Origin of the sequence: Viridibacillus sp. NPDC096237 (genome assembly GCF_050278625.1) — a bacterium.
Lineage (GTDB): Bacteria > Bacillota > Bacilli > Bacillales_A > Planococcaceae > Viridibacillus.
In genome coordinates, this window is sequence record NZ_JBNNTI010000063.1 from 1 (window position 1) to 14,319 (window position 14,319).

A 14,319-nucleotide genomic window follows, 5' to 3' on the forward strand; every position below is an offset into this window, starting at 1 on the left:
GATTTAGGTGGTAGGGGTACCCCTACCACCTAAATCAAAATCATATATTCCAATAAAATTCTTTCAAAATTACTTGACTGGAGGTAAGAAAAGAGATGCAAGAAGCTTTTACAAATAATATTCGAAGAGCTTCTGCATTGAAAATGCTACCGCGTCCAGTAGATCCAGTATTACATTCAGTTTTTGTTATGAGTTTATTGGAAGGCGTATTGTCAAGATGGTTGTTTCAATCTAATGATGAAGTATGGCAACAATTGGAGTTGGAACAACTTGTTGAGAAAACTGTTCAATTTGAATTTTTTGGCCTGTTTGGTATGTAATTAAAGGAGGAAAATAAAATGAAAAAAGGTAAAATTTTATTCGCTTTAGCTGCAACAGCTACATTAATGTTAGGAGCTTGTGGTAATAGTGCTACAAAAGAAAGTAATAAAAATACTTTAAGCGCAATTCAAGAAAAAGGTGAAATGACGGTAGGGATTATGGGAACGTATGCACCTTATAATTTCATGAATTCAGATAAAGAATATGATGGTTTTGATGTCGATATTGCGAAAGAATTAGCAAAACGTTTAGATGTAAAAGCAAAATTTGTAGCACAAGATTTTTCGGGATTAATACCGGGATTACAAAAGGGTAAATTCGATGCTTTACTAAGCCAAGTAACGATTACACCAGATCGTGAAAAACAAGTTGATTTTACTGCACCATATATTACAAATGATGTGAAAGTTATTGTAAAAGAGGATAATACTTCTATTAAGGCAGTAGAAGATTTCAAAGGTAAAAAAATCGGTGTTGGTCTCGGTACAAATGACGAAGCATTCTTACGAAATGAATTAATGCCAAAAGTCGGGGACTTCAAAATCAACACATATGATGATGTCATCACAACGATAAAAGATTTAGCAGCAGGTCGTGTAGATGCAACAATTAATAATGTATATGCTTTAAAACCAATCATTCAAAAAAATGGTTTTAAAGTGAAAGCTGTCGGCGAACCGATTAAATCTGACCAAGCAGCAGTTGCAGTGAAAAAAGGCAATAAAGAATTAGTTGAAGCGATGAACAAAGCATTAACTGACATGAAAAAAGATGGAACATATAAAGAAATCTTCGTAAAATGGTTTGATGAAGAACCAAAAGCTGATTTAGGAAAGTAGGAAGATTAGATGGATATAGTTATTGATAATCTTCCTTTTTTACTAAAAGGTGCTTATTATACACTATTAATTACAGTGGTATCAATGTTCTTTGGCTTAATAATCGGTTTAATAACGGCGATTGCTCGCATTAAGGGCAATCGTTTCTTCTACGGAATTGCGAGAGTTTACGTATCGATTATTCGTGGTACACCACCACTTGTTCAAATAGTTATTGTCTATTATGGGCTTGTAGATTATGGGGTCGAGTTAGATGCTTTAACAGCTGCTTATATTGCGTTAAGTATTAATATTGGTGCCTATGTTTCTGAGGCATTCCGTGGTGCAATTCAATCTGTACCATCAGGTCAAACAGAAGCGGCACTTGCAACAGGGATGACTGAAGCACAGGCGATGCGTCGTGTAGTTATTCCACAAGCGATTCGCTATGCCATTCCACCACTTGGTAACACATTTGTCGGTATGTTAAAAGAAACATCATTAGTATCAGTCATTGCGGTAACGGAGCTTATGCGTTCTGCTCAGCTACTTGTAGCACAGTATTATGTATATATGCCGTTCTATTTAGCAATTGGATTGATGTACTGGATTATGAGTACAGTCTTTACATTTATATTAAATAAAGTCGAAAAAAGATTATCGGTTTACTAAGGGGGGAACGTGATGTTACAAATACAAGACTTGTCAAAAAGCTTCGATCAAAATGAAGTTTTAAAACATATTTCATTGACGATTCCTGCCCATCAAGTTGTTGCTGTCATTGGACCAAGTGGCTCAGGGAAAAGTACTTTTTTGCGCTGTTTAAACGGTCTTGAAACAATTACAGGTGGTAGTGTTACGGTTAATAATCATCTATTACAAGCAACAGATTCGAAAAAGATACGCCAAAGAACTATTCATGCCATACGACAAGATACAGGAATGGTGTTCCAACAGTTCAATTTGTATCCACATAAAACGGTTATCGAAAATGTTATGGAAGCCTTGATTATTGTGAAGAAACAATCTAAAGAAAGTGCAAAAGTATTGGCCTCTCGTTTATTAAAGCGTGTCGGATTACAAGACAAGGAAGATGCTTATCCTTCAAAATTATCAGGTGGTCAGCAACAACGTGTCGCCATTGCAAGAGCTCTTGCAATGGAACCTAAAATCATGTTATTTGATGAACCCACATCTGCATTAGACCCCGAACTAGTCGGAGAAGTTTTAAAGGTAATGAAAGAACTTGCTGAAGAGGGTATGACGATGGTCATTGTCACACATGAAATGAAATTCGCAAGAGATGTAGCGGATCGTATATTATTTATGGCAGATGGACAGATTGTCGAAGATGCAGAACCAAAAGTATTCTTTACACAACCTTCTACAGAACGTGCTCAGAAATTTTTAGCAAAAGTAAACGAATTTTAAAAGAAGAAAGGTTGATCATAATGCAAGTAAAAGCAAAATGGCAAGGTGGACGTGCCTTTGAAGCAGTAGGTGCAACAGGATACCCTATGAAAATGGATGCTACTGCTAACTACGGAGGAGAAGGCCAGGCTCCAACACCAACAGAAATGCTACTCAGTGCTTTAGCAGGGTGTATCGGAATTGATGTCACTATGATCTTAAAACCACATCTAGATAAAATAGATTCTATCGAAATTACAGTAGACGGTGAACGACGTGAAGAACTCCCAACAGCCTTCACAGCAGCAACTTTATTGTTTGATGTAAAAGGTGACATAGATGCAAAAAAAGTTTTGCGTGCAATTAAGCTTGGAGAAGAGAAGTATTGTGCAGTTTCTGCTTCTTTGAAAGCAGATGTTACTTATCGTTTAATGTTGAATGGTGAGGAAGTTGAGATAACTGAATAAGAATACGGTGGCCGCCAAGTCGATTCATCGCTATGCTCGTGCAGGGTCTTGGAATGTCCCGCTTTTCCCGCAGTAGTCGCCATCTTCGGTTCAATCAGCTACACATGTAATATAAACAAATCTTTTGAGATAATAGAAAATAATAATGATAAAAAATCTAAAAAGTTCAAAAACGGAATATAAGTTAACACCAAAGAGTATTTCATCTATAATAGAAAATCTTAAATAACCAAAATATATAAAATAACAAAGACATTCAGGATGTGAGCATTCTGAGTGCCTTTTTTCGTATATGGAAGTTTTTTCTGTATATCAGAAAGAAGTATATAGAATTGAGATAATAAATTCATTTAACTTTAATATGAAAACTAAGAGCCGTTCTACGGATGAAATATAGTACGGCTCTTAGAGTTATTTAAATTGTAGTTGTTTAATTCAGTAGAAAAAACTTTCAATTAAGCCCCTGTATTTGAATGTATTTTTACAAATTAAACAGCTTTTTCACGGTTGTATGTTCGTAACTAAAATTATTTATTATTCTTTACGACGATACAAAATCGGTGTTCAAAACTTTCAAGATAGCCTTTTATTAATAAATTCTTTTGCAACAAGCATAATTTATCATAATATTTTTCTACCGTAAATCCAGGGAATTCCCATTCGATAATTTTAGCATAATAGACAATTGCAGCAACATCAAAAAAACGTAGATAAGGAAAATATTCATGCTTAAACAGCGGTATAAAATTATGTGAAGCAAACTTATTCATTTCGTTTCGAAGACACAAATCTGAATAATCGGTTTGAAAGTTCCCGAAAATAAATTTTGATAAAAGCTCATTATTTTTCCCACCTACTTGCTGCGTAATGAAAATGCCATCGGGCTTTAATAGGCGTTTAATCTCCTGTACATCATAAGCTTCATGACGATTAATGATAAGATCAAATGAATTTTCATCAAACGGTAATTGTGTATCTTCAAAAACTTGTTGTACACAAATGCCAAGTGGTTCAAGTGTATTTTTACATAGGTTTACATTTGCTTCCCAAGCTTCTGTGACTGATGTATTTTCAAAAGGATGACCTAAAGTAAGCAAGAATTCTCCTCCACCTGTCCCCATGTCTAATAATTGATGTTCAGGTTTTAAATAATCTAAAACTACCCGTTTATAATCCCATGGAAGTTCTTCCTCTTCCCAACGACCTGCTAAGTGAGAAAAATCCCAACCTTTGAAGTTGTATTGTTCTTCTAATAACCATTCTTTCTTCAAATCGACCCAATTCATAATTACCACTCCAATTCATTATTTTCATAACATGCGAAATGGTGCAGTGTTTGATAGCATTTTTCTAATGCTTGGAACAATCTGCTATCAGATTAAACTGCACCAAGCATTTTTCTCGAATAATTCTCATTTATATGAGTTCACTTCCTCTCAATTTATTAAAATTCCTTTCCATTTAGTTGAAGGAAAACTCTTGCAATTATTGTAGTACTTGAATTAGTAAAATAATAAACCTAAAATTTTCTTGTGAATACTCCAGGATAAGTTATAACTAGTCCATTAATATCAACTTCAATTTTGGTTTCATATGTACCACTTTTGTATTGAAACTCTCTACTATCAACTGTGTCTTTTATTAAGGTATAGCTTTGTTTCACTTTTTTATAGGTCATATCCGGAATGGAAATAAAGACCATTTCAAAATTCTTAGATGTATTATGATCCCATTCGAATCGGTTAATTGGCAGGGAATTGGTGAAAGGAGTACATGATATATCGATATCAATAGCGCCATCTAATTCGTGTATTTCATTCCCTTTTATATCGAACCATTGTCCTTTACCGTTAGATGAAATCTTAAGAGATTTGTTGGAATCCCCAATATCTATATGTAATTTTTTGACTACCCAGTCAGTATCTAATGAAATATTGTAATTAATTTTGTAAGGTATATTGTTTTCTATACTAATAACTGTACTATCAACATCTATCTTATTATCTAGAAAAGATAGTTCCATATATTCAATTCCAAAGAATTCATTATTTTCCCAAACCATTGATTTTTTCATTATTTATCAGCTCCAAAATATTTAACTCTTAATTTGCAGTTCAACACTAAAAAATGTGCTTGATAAAATTACAGTCATCTCAAGATGCTATGGATTCTAAGCAACTTATTAAATAAAAGAATATTTAAGATTTCTATCCTTTAATTTCATTTTTCTTTAATAATAATTTTGCTACTTTAAAGAGAAAAAGGAGACAATATACTCACAAATTGATGTTCCAAAAAAACATTATATTAACGCTGCTACTATAGGAAATAGTGAGTGGCAATTGCAAAGATAAAATTTTTATACGAATTATTGAACTCTTTATTTTAAAGGGGGTGAAATACAAAGAAAGTCCACAGCAATAATGTTGTGTGGACCAATGAATTTTGCTATTTTAATAGGTACCTATATTCGTGTGAAAGGTATGATTGCCCAAACTCTTTCTGTCTACATGCTCACCTGATATTTCTATACATATGCTTGTTAATCAACCGTAACTGAAAGTTCTTTAACTAGTAGGGAAGGGGACCCGTAGCTTTCTGGCAGGAAGTAAAGGTCTGAACACGTTTCCTTAATATCCTTCATCAAGTCATAGAAGTTCCCGGCGATTGTCATTTGTTTAACTGGAGAAGCAATCTTACCGTCTTTAATATGGAAACCCGTAGCCTCAACGGAGAAATCCCCAGAAATTGTATTCGTTCCAGAATGTAGGCCAGACAATGCTGTTATAAGGATACCTTCTGATACTGATGTGATTAAGTCTTCCAAAGTCCTTTCTCCGGTTGCAATATACATATTTTGCGGTGCGATAGTGAGAGTGCTTTTGTAAGATGCTTTTTGTGCATTACCTGTTGTTTCGCAGCCTTCTAATTTTGCCGTTTTCCGGTTATGGAGCAATGTTTCAAGAGTTCCATTTGAAATAATAGCTTGTTTTCTTGTAGCAACACCTTCTCCGTCAAAATTTGATCCAGACATTGCCTCTGGGTGGAATGGGTCATTGAGTATTGTCACTAAATTTGATGCCACTTGTGACCCAACTTTTCCTTTTAAAAGTGACTGGTCCTTTTGCACGTTATCTGCGGAGAAGATAGGTGCGAATATTGAGAGTAATGAAGCAGCTGCGTCATGTCGCATTATTATAGGATATTTTCCAGAAGGAATGGACTTCTCACCGAGATTGGATAATGCTTCTTCTGCAGCTTCTTTGGCAATTTCATCGGCATCAAGCGAATGGAAATCACGAGTCATTTTCATGAAGCCACCTGTTTTCATTTCTTCGCCATCTTTAACAACAGTTGAAACGAATATGATAAGACCATTCTTTTTATCTGTTAATGAAAGCCCTTTATTGTTCGCTAATGATTGCTCTCCCGAGAAATCTTGTAGTAGACAATAGTCGAGTGTTACAATACGCGGATCGTAAGCACGTATTTTTTCTTCGATAGACTTAATTAACGCAATCTTTTCAGAGATTTGTATATTAGCCAGCTCTTCACTATAACGTTGATAGTTAGTATATTCATTACTTCCTTCAAAAATATCAGTTCCATCATCCTCATCAAGCACGTCTGCATTTGCTTTTGCATTGTCTATTAAAAATGATATCGAATCCTCATCGATTCTTTCTGTATAGGCATAACCCATTTTATCGTTATAAAGCCCCCTTAAACTAAGTCCACCATCCACAGATGTTTCGTAGCTATCAATTTCTCCTTCAAAAATCATACATTGAAATGATTCAGCATTTTCATAGAATACTTCAGCTTCTTTGAAGCCGGCATCCATAGCTTTTTGAAGCACTTTTTCTTGGAATTCAGTGATTTTCATTACTTATTCCCCCTTTGTCCCACCGACCGTAATTTCACTGACACGAATCATCGGCTGGCCGACATTAACTGGAAGGCTGCCACTCATCGCTCCACACATACCTGCGCCGTGTGCAAGGTTATTACCAACACGATCAACTAATTGCAATGTTTTTGCTCCGTTTCCTATAAGTGTTGCTCCCCGTACTGGATGTGTAATCTTTCCATCTTTTACGATGTATGCTTCTGCAACTGCGAAGTTATAGTCACCAGTAGCTGGGTTAACTTGACCTCCACCCATATATTTTGCGTAAATACCAAATTCTGTTGAAGCGATAATATCTTCTGGAGTTGATGTACCTGGAGCGATATACGTATTTGTCATACGTGATGTTGGACTGAAGCGATAAGACTGGCGGCGTGAAGAGCCAGTTGATTCAGTTTTCATGCGACGTGCATTAAATTTATCAATCAAATAACCTTTTAAAATACCATTTTCGATTAAGATATTTTTTCTTGTTTTCTCACCCTCATCATCAACATTAAGAGAACCCCATTCGTTTGGTAGGGTGCCATCATCAATGTAAGTGACGATTTCCGGTGCAACTCTTTCACCAACTCGGTTTGCGAAAACTGAATTGTTTTTTGCAACAGCTGTGGCTTCAAGTCCGTGTCCACAAGCTTCATGGAAAATAACACCACCAAACTCATTGTCAATGATTACTGGGAATTTCCCACTAGGGCATTCTTCCGAATTTAGCATAGTTACCGCAATACGTGAGGCTTCTCCTGCGTAGTGAGTCAAATCTAGGTTTTCCATAAATTCAAATCCGGCATGAGCACCAGGTCCGTAGAAACCAGTTTGCAGTTCATTACCTTCTGAAGCAGTTGCTCTAATGGCTAGTCTACTGTGGACACGAGTGTCTTCAATAAATTTTCCTTCCGAGTTGGCAATGAGAATATTTTGTTCTTCGTCCATGTAGCGTACAGTAACTTGACGAATGCGTGCATCATAATTTCTAGCAATTTCATTTGCCTGTTTCATAATAAAAGCTTTCCTTGCATGTTCTACAGTTTGAGGCATCTGCGCGATTTGGTGAATTGGGTTAAATATCTCTTTTTGGAGCGGGTGAATCGTACCTGTTCCGCCGCCTTTTATAGCAAGTGCAGCCCGCTTAGCTGCGAGTAACAAGCCTTCTTCAGATATATCATTCGTATATGTGTAAATACTTTGAAGATCCGAGAAAATACGTATACCTATTCCAAAATCACGGCCAGATATACTTTTTTCTATTTTGTTACTTTGTAATTCAATGTTATTCACATACTTATCTTCAATGAATATTTCAGAGAAGTCACCCCCCGTTGAAAGAGCCGCATTAAGTACGTTTTCAATGATAGATTGTTTGATCATTTACCTTGCCCCCTTTATTAAATTATATCGTAAAGAGGATGTTCGTGGTTGGTATTTATTCAAATTTATGTATTTTCTAAATTGAACTTTTATGATTATTAATGATAATGCTAATTTAGTGCAAATTTGAAATTATGTAGCTATAAACAAGGAAAATACTAACAGATGTAGAATTTGATATCTAGTTGAATTTTTGGAGGTTATTAGACAATGGATATTTTGTTAAGAAGTCTTCCTGATTTTGAGGTTGCGTATATTAGGCATGTTGGAAGTTATTTTGAACCCAGTGATCATTGGGAGAAACTAGGGGAGTGGGCAGCAAAAAACAGTTTGTTTCCACCTACTCAAAATTATATAGGATTGTCTCTCGATAATCCAGAATTTGTAGCACCAGAATTATGCCGACACGACGCTTGTATTACATTACCTGAGAATTTTACAAAAGAAGAAGATTCGGAAATACAGTATAAAACAATAACCGGGGGACTGTATGCTCTATATCAGTTTTATGATATACCTGATAAATTAGTCAATGCCTATCAAGCAGTTTTTTGGGACTGGATACCTCAAAGTGACTACGTTGCAGACGATAAGATTAGTCTTGAATTTAGCATGAATAATCCAATAGATGATCCAGAGGGTAAGTGCAAAGTTGATTTGTATGTACCTATTAAGAAAAAGCTAACTAATGATGAGTTAATCATTGAGTTTGAACTAGCTAAAGAGTGGGTTAATAGCTTAAAAGATTATCCTGAGCAGGATTTTTTCAAACCCATTGCGAAAGATAAATGGTCCGTAGCTGAAATTATTGCGCATTTAGCATATTGGGATAAATATGTACTAGAAGAAATACTGCCAAAGATGAAACAGAATGCTGATATTAAGAGTATAGATTTTCAAGAATTAAATGATCAGGCATCTAGCTATGCTTTATCAGGTATTACCTTTATGAGCTTAATCGATCAATTTGTTAATGGCAGAAAAGATTTAGTAACCAAGTTAAGGGGAAAATCTGATGCCGAATTTTTAGCCCATTTTAAAATAAATGGCGATGAGGTTGATGAATATTCAGGGGCGCCTTTTTCAATGTATAGCTATATTAGCAGTTTTGTTTGGCATGATCACCATCACAAAAAGCAAATAGTTGAGTATTTTAAAAGTAAGTATAAGCAAAATTATCAAATGAAATAAGAACAGGAGTTAAGCTGTGTTAGCATGCTTAACTCCTGTTTTTTATAGATGTTATAGTATTAGTTGTACATTTTTGATTAAATTAAACTATCTTTTGTTGTTTTTTCAAATGCCTTACTAAGTGTGTTTGATACTAGTTTAATTGCATCTGCACCTTCTTCAAGTAGTCCTGCCATCCAAAAGAAACCGTGAATGACACCATCGTATCGTTTTAGTTGAACAGGAATATTCGCTTCTTGTAATTTTTTTGCAAAAGCTTCACCTTCATCTCTTAATGGATCATATTCAGCTGTTATGACTAATGCAGGTGGTAAGTCCTTTAAATTTGTTGCTTTCAGTGGAGAGGCGTATGGACTTTCACCATCGCTGTCACTATTTAGATAATGGTTCCAAAACCATTGCATTGTATCTTTCGTTAAGAAATAACCTTCTGCGTAATCTAAGTAAGAAGGCGTTTTTAAATTATAATCTGTCACTGGGTATACCAATACTTGCTGAACAATTGCATTTAAACCCAAATCTCTTGCTTTTAATGAAACAACTGCTGCGATATTACCACCAGCACTATCTCCACCGACTGCGATTCTAGAAGCATCTATGTTTAACTCTTCAGCGTTAGATATTAACCATTCGATAACCGCATAGCTATCATCTATTGCAGATGGAAACTTGTGATCTGGGGCTAACCGGTAGTCGACGGATACGATTACACATTGCGAATTGGCAGCAATCTGACGGCAAGGAATATCTACAGAGTCTAGATTTCCTATGACCCAACCCCCACCATGGTAATAAACAAATACAGGTAGAGTCTCTTCACTTTTAACAGGTGTGTATATTCTAACAGGAACTTCTCCTACATTTGTATCAAGAGATTTGTTAATAACGCTTGCCAGTTCTACACGTTCTCCCGCTAAACCTTCAATAGCAATACTATTTCTTGCTTCTTCTGGACTTAATTCGTGAATTGGGGAAGTACCTGATTGTTCTAATTGCTCTAGAATTAACTTTACCTCTGGCTTCAATGTCATGTTAATAAGCTCCTTTCTCTTATAGAGAGATATAGATTAATATGAAAATCGTGGATATTTTATTCTATTACTAGATTCATTTTAAATATTCAATTAATTCGAGTCGATACAATGTACATTAGAAGATCAATTAATAGGTAGTGACTCTATAACTTACCAATAATAGCTCTTTAACAAAATGTAACAGATAATGCTAAAATAGAAATATCTCTCATAAATTAGAAAGAAATAAAAACTTGACACGTTTATATTGTTGAATTTGAGGGTAAAACATAAAAGAGTAGTCAATCCGTTAAAGGGAGGAAGATAATAATGAATGCGATAGGAAGAGTGTTATCTCTGCTTGTTATTATCAATTTACTATTTGCCTGTTCTAATGATAAGGTAGAAGTAAAGACAAATGCTGAGAATAGTAAAAGCGATACTCAAGTTAAAGAGGATAAGAACAAAAACGATAAAATTGAGGGAACTTATAATACCAAAAATGAAGTTGGTAAAACGAATAATGTTCTAACCGAAGATGAAGTATTAAAGGCCATCAAAACACAATTGAAAACAGATTTATCGAAAATATTACCAAGCCAACTACCTTTAAATAGAGGAAAGCATTTAACAGCAACTACTAAATCAACAGCTAATTATTATGAAGTTGTATTTATGGAAAGTGATAGGCCGATAGCTATTAATAATAAAGCGCTAAAAAACAAACAGCAAGCAACTGTCATTGCTCGATTAAAAGTTAAAAAGTATGCTAGTTTGGCAAAATCGAGTGAACAAATTGCATATGAAGATTTTAGCAATCTCGGGGGACAAAAAGTTGATCTCGGTTATGGTATATCAGGTTACCAAGATGCTGGGGCAGGTTCAGCATTTATAAGTTGGAACGAAGGAAGATGGGCACTTACTGCTCGTGCACGAACAACGGAATCGAAGCAGGGTGTAAAACTAGCAAAAGAAGCAACAAAATTTTTAGAAACGAACACACTCCCAATTCCAAAACCAAATGGTCTAGTTCATCTTGACGTAGAGCACTCAGGGAACAGAATTTCTTGGCAAAAAGAAAAGATAGTGTATCTCATTGATCAAGTAAAAGATCCTATGGACGCTTTAAAAATTGCTACCTCTTTCGAAAACTAAATATTTTAGTTATAAAGAAAAGATGAAGCTCATTCTAATAAGCTCGTCTTTTTCTATTTTGAATACAGTAAATTGTTTTTTCGAATCAAAGTAGGTTTTATATTGTGGAAGATTAGACTTCTGAGGAAATAATATATCCTGTTCGATCATCGCATTTACCATAAATGTATTTATTTCGATGTACAACTAAGTGTAAAATATTAAAGAAATACAATTTAACTTTTAAATTTAATATTTTAGACCAATTATATTGGAGGTATAAAGTATGAAACTATTAATTATTAGACATGGAGAATCAGAAGCAGATATTCTTAATGTACATGAAGGAAGGGCTGATTTTGATCTCACTGAAGTAGGACAACAACAAGCAATACTATTATCAGAATGGATACACAGTCATTATAATTTAGATAAAATTTATAGTAGTACGTTGAAAAGGGCTACTCAAACAGCTTTATTATTGGGCAATAAACAGCAAGTTGACATCGTTTATGAAGAGGATTTAATGGAATGGAATAATGGATTAATTGCAGGATTGTCAAGAGAAGCAGCTGAAGAAAAGTATCCTGAAATTGAAGGTTTAGCACCTCATGACGCTGTTTATGAGCAAGAGTCTGTATTAGATTTTAGATTTAGAGCAGAAAAGATATTATCTAAAGTTATTTCTGAAAATCCTGGTGATACTACAATAGCGATTGTTAGCCATGGGGGAATGATAAACAGACTATATCAATCATTTTTAAAGCTACCATTTGATACAAATGTAATTGTTCATTGTGGTGATACTAGCTTGCACGAATGGATTATTAAAGATAATCAAAGGCATATAGTATTTTCAAATCGCCTAGAACATCTGAACAATTTAAAATAGGCATAATTTAATAAAAAATAATAAAAAGAGTAGACAATATGCCGAAATTAGAAATTTGAATCACCTCTTTTGGGTAATATGATGATAGATCTAAATAAGAGAACTAGATATTTGACAACTAGGATATAAACTCTAGGCACGATATAGTAGTCAGAGGTAATTGTCTTGGAAGGATATAAAATATAAAAAGGATGAAGATATTATCTTTCATCCAATGTTAATATCATTAATCTATAAATAATGAATATGCCTAGGTAACTCCCACTTATTAAGAACAGGGGATTAAGAAAAACTTTGTGAACTGTAGTCATAAATACAGCATTGTCAATAATGATTTGAAAAATGGTTGTGGATGCAATACTGCCAAAAATAATGGTTGATATAAGAGCGATAATATTAAAAATCATTAAGTATATTTTATTTTTATTCTGTAGATAAACCATAATTATAGGAAAAACAATACTAGACAAAACAAATAATATCTTCAAAATACCACCCTTTAAGTAAACTATATTTAGCTAATTATTGCCTTATAAAAAGATGGATATACAAAAGAATAACCGATTTTTTTAAAAGTAATCGGTAAATAGGTATTGCCTTAAAATAAAAAAATTATATTTAACAAAAAAGGTACTATAAACTATACGATTAATTAGTTCAATTTCAATTGATTACTTCAAGGTAATTAGAAATGAAACCCTACTATATTTAACAATAGATTATTCTCTATTAGCGAAGTTAAATGTTTCTTAGTCCTCTTCTTTAATTAAAATACAATCATTCTAATTTGTTAATTAATGTAGAATTTAACAGTGTAGGGTAATAATTAATTGGAGGTTGGTATTTATGAAAAAGAAAAAAATCAATGTTTTCTATCGCTGGTGTTCTTCTAGTTTTAAGTTTATCATTTGCTTCTGCAGCAAGTGCAGGAGCCTCAAAACCTCATGTGAAGGACGAAGGTGGAGGCGGAAGTGTTGATCGACCAACATGCAATAGTCAAGGCTATTGTACAGCTAGACCTTAATTCCAAAGAACTATTTAGCATCCTTCGGGGTGCTTTTTTTCTTGCCTTAAGTGGTTATGATGGAAAATATAAAAAATTGAATTCTAGCTGTCTATTCATTGAGCTAATCTATTTGTTTTGATACTTTACTATAAATACGTATCCATTGGAAAGCAAGGATCAATAGTAACAAACCAGTGATCCAATAAAGCCAACTAGTTCCTAGAAAATACATCATGACAATGTTATAAGATCTTTCATTTTAGAAAATGATTTTGCATTAACTCAAGTAATCCGAAAAGTGAATCATCAAGTTCCGCAAGTTCATGTTCATAACGCAATTATTTTAGAACTTACATTTTGTACCTTAGAGCGAGATAAGAAATATATGGATCCATTAAAAACGAATTTTGCTTTTGGGCGTGGATTGATCAAGAGTTATAAAATGTAACGAGAGATTTAAGAGATGTAAGCCGAACATTAGGTATGGCATTAAGGTATTGGAAGGCACTAAAGAAATCGATGAATATTTTGTTGCTTATTTTGTTAAAACTCGAGGGAATGATAAGGAATTACATTACTCTAAAGTAGTTTTACGAAATCAAGTAAATGGGGAAGTAAAGAGAAGATGGATTGGATTAACAGAGATTAAAAAAACTAGTAACCGAGTGTTACCTAGCTTTTTTGTATGTATATTTGAATCGGCTACACTAAGTTGGACAAAAAAAATAAGGGCTATTACACTTAGACTACCAACTTAAAGGAGCGTGCTACTATGTCACGTCAACGTCG

At 34.1% G+C, this 14,319-nt stretch carries 14 protein-coding genes and 1 pseudogene; 10 read left to right on the top strand and 5 right to left on the bottom strand.

Translation table 11 applies throughout. The annotated features are described in order from the left end of the window. Positions 1-95 precede the first annotated feature (95 nt). Genes ACQKMD_RS20335 through ACQKMD_RS20355 form a run of 5 tightly spaced genes read left to right on the top strand, consistent with a single transcriptional unit; the run spans position 96 to position 3,016 of the window. Positions 96-320 carry a hypothetical protein gene (locus ACQKMD_RS20335; RefSeq protein WP_427754268.1) on the top strand — a complete coding sequence of 75 codons (225 nt, stop codon included), beginning with the start codon at positions 96-98 and terminating at the stop codon, positions 318-320. Positions 321-338: 18 nt separating this feature from the next. Continuing rightward, positions 339-1,160 carry a substrate-binding periplasmic protein gene (locus tag ACQKMD_RS20340; RefSeq protein WP_427754270.1) on the top strand — a complete coding sequence of 274 codons (822 nt, stop codon included), beginning with the start codon at positions 339-341 and terminating at the stop codon, positions 1,158-1,160. Positions 1,161-1,169: 9 nt separating this feature from the next. After that, positions 1,170-1,811, top strand: coding sequence for an amino acid ABC transporter permease (locus tag ACQKMD_RS20345; protein ID WP_427754271.1), 642 nt, complete (start codon positions 1,170-1,172; stop codon positions 1,809-1,811). A gap of 12 nt (positions 1,812-1,823) precedes the next feature. Continuing rightward, a complete protein-coding gene (locus ACQKMD_RS20350) occupies positions 1,824-2,570 on the top strand; it encodes an amino acid ABC transporter ATP-binding protein (protein ID WP_427754273.1) in 747 nt (248 codons plus the stop codon). Between the two features lie 20 nt (positions 2,571-2,590). Beyond that, positions 2,591-3,016: an OsmC family protein gene (locus ACQKMD_RS20355; RefSeq protein ID WP_427754274.1), complete on the top strand. Its 426-nt coding sequence runs from the start codon at positions 2,591-2,593 to the stop codon at positions 3,014-3,016. Between the two features lie 527 nt (positions 3,017-3,543). Here ACQKMD_RS20355 and ACQKMD_RS20360 read toward each other — a convergent pair. The 4 genes from ACQKMD_RS20360 to ACQKMD_RS20375 all read right to left on the bottom strand — a co-directional run bounded on the left by ACQKMD_RS20360 (position 3,544) and on the right by ACQKMD_RS20375 (position 8,294). Continuing rightward, positions 3,544-4,302 carry a class I SAM-dependent methyltransferase gene (locus ACQKMD_RS20360; protein WP_427754276.1) on the bottom strand — a complete coding sequence of 253 codons (759 nt, stop codon included), beginning with the start codon at positions 4,300-4,302 and terminating at the stop codon, positions 3,544-3,546. Between the two features lie 233 nt (positions 4,303-4,535). Beyond that, a complete protein-coding gene (locus tag ACQKMD_RS20365) occupies positions 4,536-5,090 on the bottom strand; it encodes a putative glycolipid-binding domain-containing protein (protein WP_427754277.1) in 555 nt (184 codons plus the stop codon). Between the two features lie 468 nt (positions 5,091-5,558). Then, positions 5,559-6,902, bottom strand: coding sequence for a TldD/PmbA family protein (locus ACQKMD_RS20370; protein WP_427754279.1), 1,344 nt, complete (start codon positions 6,900-6,902; stop codon positions 5,559-5,561). Between the two features lie 3 nt (positions 6,903-6,905). Next, entirely contained in the window at positions 6,906-8,294 is a 1,389-nt protein-coding gene (locus ACQKMD_RS20375; protein ID WP_427754280.1) for a TldD/PmbA family protein, read from the bottom strand. Between the two features lie 210 nt (positions 8,295-8,504). On the opposite strand from ACQKMD_RS20375, the pseudogene ACQKMD_RS20380 reads away from it, so the two are divergent. Together ACQKMD_RS20380 and ACQKMD_RS20385 are read left to right on the top strand one after the other, a co-directional pair. Next, positions 8,505-8,972 (top strand): annotated as a pseudogene (locus ACQKMD_RS20380) (AraC family transcriptional regulator); the annotation flags it as partial. Then, positions 8,952-9,485 (top strand): DinB family protein, encoded by a 534-nt coding sequence (locus ACQKMD_RS20385; protein WP_427754286.1) that lies wholly within the window; start codon positions 8,952-8,954, stop codon positions 9,483-9,485. The pseudogene ACQKMD_RS20380 and the gene ACQKMD_RS20385, both read left to right, overlap by 21 nt. A 77-nt stretch (positions 9,486-9,562) precedes the next feature. Here the strand turns inward: ACQKMD_RS20385 and ACQKMD_RS20390 are convergent, their stop codons facing one another. Then, positions 9,563-10,516, bottom strand: a complete 954-nt coding sequence (locus ACQKMD_RS20390; RefSeq protein WP_427754281.1) for an alpha/beta hydrolase — start codon at positions 10,514-10,516, stop codon at positions 9,563-9,565. Positions 10,517-10,828: 312 nt separating this feature from the next. Between ACQKMD_RS20390 and ACQKMD_RS20395 the strand changes: the two genes are divergently transcribed. The 3 genes from ACQKMD_RS20395 to ACQKMD_RS20405 all read left to right on the top strand — a co-directional run bounded on the left by ACQKMD_RS20395 (position 10,829) and on the right by ACQKMD_RS20405 (position 13,548). Next, entirely contained in the window at positions 10,829-11,653 is an 825-nt protein-coding gene (locus ACQKMD_RS20395) for a hypothetical protein (RefSeq protein WP_427754282.1), read from the top strand. Positions 11,654-11,918: 265 nt separating this feature from the next. Continuing rightward, positions 11,919-12,524: a histidine phosphatase family protein gene (locus tag ACQKMD_RS20400; protein ID WP_427754283.1), complete on the top strand. Its 606-nt coding sequence runs from the start codon at positions 11,919-11,921 to the stop codon at positions 12,522-12,524. An 865-nt stretch (positions 12,525-13,389) separates the two neighbouring features. Then, positions 13,390-13,548 (top strand): hypothetical protein, encoded by a 159-nt coding sequence (locus ACQKMD_RS20405; RefSeq protein WP_427754285.1) that lies wholly within the window; start codon positions 13,390-13,392, stop codon positions 13,546-13,548. The last annotated feature ends 771 nt before the right edge of the window (positions 13,549-14,319 follow it).

Excerpts from the sequence above, each read along its gene's own strand:
- ACQKMD_RS20335 (WP_427754268.1), top strand. The coding sequence starts at position 96 with ATGCAAGAAGCTTTTACAAATAATATTCGAAGAGCTTCTGCATTGAAA.
- ACQKMD_RS20340 (WP_427754270.1), top strand. The coding sequence starts at position 339 with ATGAAAAAAGGTAAAATTTTATTCGCTTTAGCTGCAACAGCTACATTA.
- ACQKMD_RS20345 (WP_427754271.1), top strand. The coding sequence starts at position 1,170 with ATGGATATAGTTATTGATAATCTTCCTTTTTTACTAAAAGGTGCTTAT.
- ACQKMD_RS20350 (WP_427754273.1), top strand. The coding sequence starts at position 1,824 with ATGTTACAAATACAAGACTTGTCAAAAAGCTTCGATCAAAATGAAGTT.
- ACQKMD_RS20355 (WP_427754274.1), top strand. The coding sequence starts at position 2,591 with ATGCAAGTAAAAGCAAAATGGCAAGGTGGACGTGCCTTTGAAGCAGTA.
- ACQKMD_RS20360 (WP_427754276.1), bottom strand. The coding sequence starts at position 4,302 with ATGAATTGGGTCGATTTGAAGAAAGAATGGTTATTAGAAGAACAATAC.
- ACQKMD_RS20365 (WP_427754277.1), bottom strand. The coding sequence starts at position 5,090 with ATGAAAAAATCAATGGTTTGGGAAAATAATGAATTCTTTGGAATTGAA.
- ACQKMD_RS20370 (WP_427754279.1), bottom strand. The coding sequence starts at position 6,902 with ATGAAAATCACTGAATTCCAAGAAAAAGTGCTTCAAAAAGCTATGGAT.
- ACQKMD_RS20375 (WP_427754280.1), bottom strand. The coding sequence starts at position 8,294 with ATGATCAAACAATCTATCATTGAAAACGTACTTAATGCGGCTCTTTCA.
- ACQKMD_RS20390 (WP_427754281.1), bottom strand. The coding sequence starts at position 10,516 with ATGACATTGAAGCCAGAGGTAAAGTTAATTCTAGAGCAATTAGAACAA.
- ACQKMD_RS20395 (WP_427754282.1), top strand. The coding sequence starts at position 10,829 with ATGAATGCGATAGGAAGAGTGTTATCTCTGCTTGTTATTATCAATTTA.
- ACQKMD_RS20400 (WP_427754283.1), top strand. The coding sequence starts at position 11,919 with ATGAAACTATTAATTATTAGACATGGAGAATCAGAAGCAGATATTCTT.
- ACQKMD_RS20405 (WP_427754285.1), top strand. The coding sequence starts at position 13,390 with ATGTTTTCTATCGCTGGTGTTCTTCTAGTTTTAAGTTTATCATTTGCT.